The sequence below is a fragment of the Hoeflea sp. BAL378 genome, from assembly GCF_000759435.1.
Classification (GTDB): domain Bacteria; phylum Pseudomonadota; class Alphaproteobacteria; order Rhizobiales; family Rhizobiaceae; genus Hoeflea.
The window spans coordinates 1-7,099 of the sequence record NZ_JRJG01000169.1 but is presented as its reverse complement, the minus strand read 5'-3'; the positions used below and the strand labels follow the sequence as shown (position 1 = coordinate 7,099).

Sequence of the window (7,099 nt, the reverse complement as noted above, 5' to 3'; positions counted from 1 at the left end):
GGGCAGCCGGGCAGGGGCCCGCCCACCAGACGGACATCGTAACGGTCGAGCTGCCGGCGCGTCACCGCGGCGGCGGTCGCCGAGACGCCGGTGAAATTGGGGTGCATGTTGAGCACGAACACCCCGTCGCGCCCGCCAGTCTCGCCGGGAATGTCAGCGCTGGTGGCGGGTGGGGTGGGCAAGGGGAGGTGCCGGGACGGCGAAGCGGGGCCTCAGCCCCACTTCACCCCGAGGATCTCATAGGCCTTGGAGCCGCCGGGGGCGACGACCTCGACACTGTCGCCGACCGACTTGCCGATCAGCGCGCGGGCGATCGGCGAGGAGATCGAGATCCGGCCTTCCTTCACGTCGGCTTCCTGGTCGCCGACGATCTGGTAGGTCTTTTCCTCTTCGGTGTCCTCATCAATGAGCTTCACGGTGGCGCCGAACTTGATGGTGTTGCCCGAAAGCTTGGACAGGTCGATGATCTCGGCGCGGCCGACAAAATCCTCGAGCTCGCCGATGCGGCCCTCATTGTGGCTCTGCGCTTCTTTCGCCGCATGATATTCGGCGTTCTCCGAAAGGTCGCCATGGGCGCGCGCCTCGGAAATCGCCTCGATGATCCGCGGCCGTTCGGACTGCTGGCGCCAGCGCAGTTCTTCCTGCAGCTTGGTGTAGCCTCCTTGCGTCATCGGAACCTTCTCAACCATCGGTCTTATCCTTGTCCATGTCGTGCCGACGCCATTCCATGGCGGCGGCACATAAAAACGAACGGCCCCCGGAGCGGTTAACTCCGGAGCCGTCCCAATGTTTCCTTTTCACAGGCTTATCAAATCCGGCACGAATATTCACCTGAAAAAATCGGCGGCGTTTTGACCCTGGCGGAAGCCGATGTGATGCCTCTCGAACCGGAGACCTGAAGCTCATGGGCAGGCACCCCGTCCGGGCAGGGTCGGACGACCGGTGGTCAAATCCGTGCCTATCTGGCCTCGCACCGCCACGATCCCGGATAAGGTCCCTCGATGCGGCCGCTCTGGGTTTCCCGCCTGGTCATGTCGAGGCCTTCAAGCCGGTACTTGCCGGAACTCCGCCGGTAGAAGATATCCGTCGCGGTGCCTTCGAAGAAGGTTCCCTTCGAGCGATTGACAAAGCCGGTCACCGTTTTGCCCCTGGGCGTTTTCATCGTTCCGGGCTTGAACATCAACCCGGGGCCGCCGCCGGTTATCCTGACCATGCAGGAGGAAAAATTGTACCGGTCGGTCTCGGCATTCGCCGGTCGCGTCAGCGGGGAACTCACAATCGCGAAGACGATGGCCAGGGTGATGGCCGTTGCTCGGGTTTTCATGGTGATCTCCTCGTCTCCAGGCCAGGCGCGGCCCTTGTTGATCATGTCCTCGGCGCCGCCGTCGCGGCGCCATCTCAATCGGCCACGTCGGTGCAGGCGATGATCCGGCGCCCGCCCTGTGCCAGGATCAGCCGCATCGTGTCGGGTCCGCCTGCGGTGGCCGCCATTCGCGCCCGGAGCGGCCTGCATCCGAGCTGGCTGTCGCCGCCGCGCAGGAAGAAGCCGGTGGTCCAGGTATCCCAGGTCGGAATCCCTTCGAAGCCGATCAGGCGGAGCACTCTTGCTCGCGCCTTGGCATGTGCGGCAAGTGCCGGGATGGCCGCGGCCACCTGCCGCGCGCTTACCTCCCGTTTGCCGATGCCGGTGCGGTAGGTCACCATCCACAGCCTGTCGGGATGGCTGCGCAGGAGATAGTCCTGGCCCCAGACATCCTCGGCCACATTCATGTCGCGGAAGGCGAAGAAGCGGCCGAGGCGGCGGTGGGTGGCAAAGGATTCATTGCCCATGCGCCCGCCGACGCCGAGAATCATCCTGACGTCCGAGCGCTTGAGATAACCTCCGGCCAGCAGTCGCGCCGACACGGTGACGGGCCCCAGTTCGGCAATGACGACCGGACCGGCTGCCGTCCTGATCACGTCCGCAATGGCCTCAAGCCGCGCGATGTCGGTCTGCGTCTCGCCCCGCCGGTTGAGCACCGTGGTGTAGCGCTCGTCCGGACCGCGAAGGCGGCGCCACTCGCCACCGCCAAGATCGGGCAACCGGCGTTCCATATTGCGGTGAATTTCGGCCGTGGTGGATTTGCCGTTTCCGAAGATCGACACCACCCCGATGATGCTGACGCATCCGCGCAGTTCAAGCTGGCGGTAGACATGCATCGAGATGCTGTCGTCGATCTCCCCCGTGACGGTGAGGTCGGTCACGAGCAGGACAGGTTGCGCGGCCATCCTGCATTCAGGGCTCGATCCGAAATAGTGATCGGTCAACTCACCCGAGAGGCTGGGTTTGGGCGCGGTCATCGCCAGCAAAAGAATCAACAATGCGGTAGATTTCACAGTATCCCCCGGCGCTCGTCGAAAATACTACAGCAGGAATTCGAAATGGGAAAATATGAATCCGCTCGAAAACCAGTGCATTGGCAGGGCTGAATTCCGGTTTTCATCCAATAAGACGAATTATTTCAGATTTATTTGATCCGATTCGCCGGCGCGACCTTCGTTCGTCGGAGAGGCGGCGCCATCTCGACGCCGTCGTGCCGGGCTGGCACACTGCCGGCTCTGCAGGGAGCACGACCATGGCTGGCATCAAACTCGCGACGTTCAATCTCTACCATTTCGCAGCACCCGGCATTTTCTGGCATGAGCGCAAGCCGCAGGCGACCTATACGCCGGACCAGTGGGCGGCGAAGAAGGCCTGGATCGCCGCGACGGTGGCGCGGATGGATGCGGACGTGATCGGCTTCCAGGAAGTGGTGTCGCACGAGGAGCTGGGCGCGCTGATGGCGGCGCAGGGCTATCCGCATTTCTTCTCGACCGGCCATCCGATGTTCGATCCGGACGATCCGGCGGTCTATGTCAACGCCACCGTGGCGATCGCCTCGCGGCATCCCTTCGTCAGCGTCAGCCCGCTGTCGGGCGTGGCGGGCGTCCCCGACGCCACGGTGATCGACGCCGATTTCAACTTCTCGCGCACCCCGGTGGACGCGGTGATCGACCTGCCGGGCATCGGCCGGACGCGGATTTTCGTCTGTCATTTCAAGTCGCAGGGCGCCTTCGTCGATGACGACGTGATCGACGCGCTCCCGGACTGGGGCGACAAGATCCGCACCGTCTACGGCATCCGCGCCATGGCCGGCGTCAACCAGGTGGCCAAGCGCGCCGCCGAGGCCGGCGCGATCTACCGGCTGTTCCGGCAGTCGATCGACGCCGATCCCGATGCGCCGGTGATCCTGCTCGGGGACCTCAACGAGGATCCGGCCTCGCACACGATCTCGATCCTCACCCAGGCCGAACGGGTCTGGTCCTGGGGCAGCGTGCCCGCCAATTCGGTCCCCGAGCCCTTCGCCTATCTCAAGCATGTCTACAAGCTCTATGACAGCTTCAACCTGGTGGTGATGCAGGGGCTCACCCGCCCCAACACCCATGGCGCCATCGTCGCGGGCTCGGTGCTCGACTACTGCATCGTCTCCAACGGGCTCAACCCGAAGAACCCGCGCCGCCGCGGCACGGTGACCAAGGTCGAGGTGTTCGACGACCATTTCGAGATCGGCCCGCCGAAGGAGCTGTCCTCCGACCATGCCCCGGTTGTGACGACCATCGAGGGCGCCGCGCAGGGCTGACGCCGGACGAGCGGCCCCCGGGGGTGCGGCTTGGGGTGCGGCCGCCTTCCGCCGGCTTTGCCCGAAACCGGTTTGATGCCAGAGTAGGCGATGCGGGCGCGTCGCCCGGACTGCGGTGCGTCGCGCGCCGCGACCAGGAAAGGGACCCCTGCCATGCTCCGTTCGTCGTTGACCGTTCTCCTCGTGCTCGCCTCCATGTCTCCTGTACCGGCGTTTCAGAAATTCGAGCAGTACCAGATCCTGGGAAGCGAGATCCTGTCGGTCCGGCTCGGGCCGATGGAGGTCGAGGATCCCGCCACGCTGATCCTCGAACTCACGCCAAACTCCTCCGGCCCGGGCGAGATCACCATCGAGTCCGATGCCGGCCTTGACGCGTGCAAGGCCACGGTGGAGGAGATCCTCGGCAGCGCCACCAGCACCGTCGAGATCACGGTTCAGGTCACCGCCGACACGATGAACGGCGTGATGGTCATCCAGTGCGCGCGAATTCCGGTGCCCGGCACTTGATTTGACGCGGCGGCGGCGGCAAACCTGACCCTGTCCCGCCGCTGTCCCGATCTGTCCCGGAGCCTTCATGTCCACGCCCGCCGACGCGCCCATCACCGCCTCAACCCCGGTCCGGTTTTCCGATCCGCTGCCGGCCGAGGTCGACGTCGTCGTCATCGGCGGCGGCGTCATCGGCATCATGAGCGCGCTCTATCTGAAGCGGCTGGGGCTGTCTGTCTTCGTCGTCGAGAAGGGAAGGGTGGCGGGCGAACAGTCGTCGCGCAACTGGGGCTGGATCCGCCAGCTCGGCCGCGACGAGGCGGAGCTGCCGGTGATGATGGAGGCGTCGGAGCTGTGGGACCGGCTCGATGCGGACACCGGCGGCCGCACCGGCTTCCGCCGCGCGGGCATCCTCTATCTCTCGAGCACGAAGGCCGATCTCGACAAGCAGGCCGAGTGGCTCGACGTCGCCAGGCGTCACCAGCTCGATGTCAGGCAGCTCGACGGCGCGGGCGTGGCGGAGCTGGTCAGGACCGGCGAGGGCGGCAAGCGCTGGCTGGGCGGGCTTTGGTCGCCGACCGACGCGCGCGCCGAGCCCTGGGCCGCGGTGCCCGCGGTGGCGGAGCTTGCGCGCAGCGAGGGCGTCGGCATCCGCGAGAATTGCGCGGCGCGCACCTTCGAGACCGCCGCCGGGCGGATCGCCGGCGTCCACACCGAGCACGGCTTCGTCAAGGCGGCGCAGGTCGTCGTCGCCGGCGGCGCCTGGACCTCGCTGCTGCTCAGGCGCCATGGCATCTCGATCCCGCAACTGATCGTGCGCTCGAGCGTTGCGCGGACGGCGGCGATGGCGGACATGTTTGCGGGCAATGCGGCGGACGAGGAACTGGCCTTCCGCCGCCGCGAGGATGGCGGCTATTCCATCTCGGCGCTCGGCAGCCATGACCTGATGATCGGGCCCGACGCCTTCCGCCACTTCTTCACCTGGCTGCCGGTGGCGGTGAAATCGCTGGGCGAGACCCGCTTCCTGCCGTTCTCGCCGAAGAATTACCCCGATGCCTGGGGCACGAAGCGGCGCTGGAGCAAGGACGAGGAAAGCCCGTTCGAACGCTGCCGGGTGCTTGACCCCGAGCCCGAGCACCGCCGCACCGAACCCGCGCGCAAGCGCTTCGCCGCGCGGTTCCCGGAGCTGGGCGCGCCGGAGATCCTCAATGTCTGGGCCGGCATGATCGACGCCATGCCCGACGTGGTGCCGGTGGTCGATCGCGTCCCCGGCCATGAGGGCCTGATCGTCGCCACCGGCATGAGCGGCCACGGCTTCGGTATCGGCCCGGGCTTCGGCAAGGCCATCGCCCATCTCGCCGCAGGGCGGCCGACGGGCCACGATCTCTCCCGCTTCCGCTTCTCGCGATTCACCGACGGCAGCCCCATGGTTCCCGGCCCGGCGCTGTAGCGGCGGACCTGCCGGAGCCGGCCGTTGCAGGCGGGAAATTTTTCGGGGAACAATCCGCCGGCGCCGGCGTTCGCCGGTCAGGAGGTAAGTCCCCATGGCTATCAGGCTCGCACAGTTCGCCGCCATCCTGCTCGCAGCCCTGGCTCTCGTTCCCTCCGGCGCGCATCTGCTGGAACTGCCCAACAAGATGGCGCTGTCGCGAGAGGCCTATGTCATCGTGCAGGGCATCTATCGCGGATGGGCGCTGCTCGGCTTCGTCTGGATCGCCGCGCTGGTCGCCAACGCCGTGCTGGCCTATCTCACGCGTGCGCAGCCCTGGCCGTCCCGGCTCGCGGCGCTGTCAGCTGCCTGCTTTGCGCTGATGTTCGCGGTGTTCTTCACCTGGACATTGCCGGCCAACCAGGCGACCCAAAACTGGACCGCCGTTCCCGAAGCCTGGGAGAGCCTGAGGCTAAGCTGGGAATATTCGCACGCCGCCAATGCGGCGATCGTCTTTGCTGCGGCCTGCTGCTCCGTGCTGTCGGCGCTGTGCTGGCGGCCCGCGCCCTGAGACGGCTCATTCCGGAGGTTGCCATGCACCGAATCCTGATCCTCTGCAGCATCCTGATGGCGCTCAGCCTGCCGGCCTCGGGCCAGGTCAACGGGATCGAGGAGGGCCGGGCGCGCTCGGAGGCGTTCCTCGCCGGCCGGCTCGACGGCATCTGGCAATCGATGACGCCCGAGCTTCAGCGCCAGCTCGGCAGCCAGGCCAACCTGGCCGCCTTTCGCGCGCAGCTGCGCCGCGACCTCGGCGAGGAGCGCGAGATCCGCAACGAGACGACGCTGTCGCTGGTCAAGGATGTGGTCACCTACCGCCGCACCGCCATCTGGTCCGGCGCGCCGGGGCCGGTGGTGATGGAGTGGAGCTTTGCGCCCTCGGGGCGGATCGCGGGTTTCTTCATCCGCCCGGCGCCGGTCGCGGCGGAGAGCCGGTTCCTCGATTACCGGACCCGGGCCGACCTGCGGCTTCCCTTTGACGGCACCTGGTTTGTCTATTGGGGCGGTCGCGGGATCGATCAGAACTATCACGCCGTCGATCGCGGCCAGCGCTTCGCCTATGATTTCCTGGTGATGCGCGACGGGTCGAGCTTTACGGGCGATGATCCGTCCCGGCTCGACCGCTACCATTGCTGGGGCGAGCCGATCCTGGCGCCGGCGCGGGGCAGGGTGGTCGCCGCTCAAAACGACCTGCCGGACAATGCCATCGGCCGGACCGACACCGCCCACCCGCTCGGCAACCATGTCGTGCTCGACCTTGGCCAGTCCGAGTTCGCCTTCCTGGCCCATCTGCGCAAGGGAAGCGTGACGGTGGCGCCGGGCGACGAGGTGGCGGCCGGCGACCGGCTCGGCGCCTGCGGCAACAGCGGCAACAGTTCCGAGCCGCATCTGCACCTGCATCTGCAGACCAGCGCCGAATTCGGCCGCGGCGAGGGGCTTCCGGCCCAGTTCCAGGCCTACCGCGCCG

8 protein-coding genes and 1 pseudogene are annotated in these 7,099 nt (G+C 66.7%); 5 read left to right on the top strand and 4 right to left on the bottom strand.

Annotated elements, in window-relative coordinates:
- The 4 genes and pseudogenes from LL06_RS27515 to LL06_RS24150 form a co-directional block, all read right to left on the bottom strand.
- Positions 1-182 (bottom strand): annotated as a pseudogene (locus LL06_RS27515) (glycosyltransferase family 1 protein); the annotation flags it as partial.
- A 30-nt stretch (positions 183-212) separates the two neighbouring features.
- Positions 213-689 carry a transcription elongation factor GreA gene (gene greA, locus LL06_RS24160; protein WP_035533133.1) on the bottom strand — a complete coding sequence of 159 codons (477 nt, stop codon included), beginning with the start codon at positions 687-689 and terminating at the stop codon, positions 213-215.
- A gap of 269 nt (positions 690-958) precedes the next feature.
- Positions 959-1,324, bottom strand: coding sequence for a hypothetical protein (locus LL06_RS24155; RefSeq protein ID WP_152599761.1), 366 nt, complete (start codon positions 1,322-1,324; stop codon positions 959-961).
- A 74-nt stretch (positions 1,325-1,398) separates the two neighbouring features.
- Positions 1,399-2,268: a hypothetical protein gene (locus LL06_RS24150; protein ID WP_035533129.1), complete on the bottom strand. Its 870-nt coding sequence runs from the start codon at positions 2,266-2,268 to the stop codon at positions 1,399-1,401.
- Between the two features lie 347 nt (positions 2,269-2,615).
- Here LL06_RS24150 and LL06_RS24145 point away from each other — a divergent pair, with 347 nt between their 5' ends.
- The 5 genes from LL06_RS24145 to LL06_RS24125 form a co-directional block, all read left to right on the top strand.
- Positions 2,616-3,659 (top strand): endonuclease/exonuclease/phosphatase family protein, encoded by a 1,044-nt coding sequence (locus tag LL06_RS24145; protein ID WP_035533128.1) that lies wholly within the window; start codon positions 2,616-2,618, stop codon positions 3,657-3,659.
- Positions 3,660-3,812: 153 nt separating this feature from the next.
- Complete coding sequence (locus tag LL06_RS26620; RefSeq protein WP_052161885.1) at positions 3,813-4,166, top strand: hypothetical protein; 354 nt, start codon at positions 3,813-3,815, stop codon at positions 4,164-4,166.
- 67 nt (positions 4,167-4,233) lie between these two features.
- Positions 4,234-5,595, top strand: a complete 1,362-nt coding sequence (locus tag LL06_RS24135; RefSeq protein WP_035533123.1) for an FAD-binding oxidoreductase — start codon at positions 4,234-4,236, stop codon at positions 5,593-5,595.
- 94 nt (positions 5,596-5,689) lie between these two features.
- Positions 5,690-6,145 carry a hypothetical protein gene (locus LL06_RS24130; RefSeq protein WP_035533121.1) on the top strand — a complete coding sequence of 152 codons (456 nt, stop codon included), beginning with the start codon at positions 5,690-5,692 and terminating at the stop codon, positions 6,143-6,145.
- 23 nt (positions 6,146-6,168) lie between these two features.
- Positions 6,169-7,099 (top strand): M23 family metallopeptidase (locus LL06_RS24125; protein ID WP_035533119.1); only part of this gene is annotated, 931 nt, incomplete at its 3' end.

What these genes read in the sequence shown, in the direction of transcription:
- LL06_RS24150 (WP_035533129.1), bottom strand. Translation starts at nt 2,268, where the DNA reads ATGGCCGCGCAACCTGTCCTGCTCGTGACCGACCTCACCGTCACGGGG.
- LL06_RS24155 (WP_152599761.1), bottom strand. Translation starts at nt 1,324, where the DNA reads ATGAAAACCCGAGCAACGGCCATCACCCTGGCCATCGTCTTCGCGATT.
- LL06_RS24135 (WP_035533123.1), top strand. Translation starts at nt 4,234, where the DNA reads ATGTCCACGCCCGCCGACGCGCCCATCACCGCCTCAACCCCGGTCCGG.
- greA (WP_035533133.1), bottom strand. Translation starts at nt 689, where the DNA reads ATGGTTGAGAAGGTTCCGATGACGCAAGGAGGCTACACCAAGCTGCAG.
- LL06_RS26620 (WP_052161885.1), top strand. Translation starts at nt 3,813, where the DNA reads ATGCTCCGTTCGTCGTTGACCGTTCTCCTCGTGCTCGCCTCCATGTCT.
- LL06_RS24145 (WP_035533128.1), top strand. Translation starts at nt 2,616, where the DNA reads ATGGCTGGCATCAAACTCGCGACGTTCAATCTCTACCATTTCGCAGCA.
- LL06_RS24130 (WP_035533121.1), top strand. Translation starts at nt 5,690, where the DNA reads ATGGCTATCAGGCTCGCACAGTTCGCCGCCATCCTGCTCGCAGCCCTG.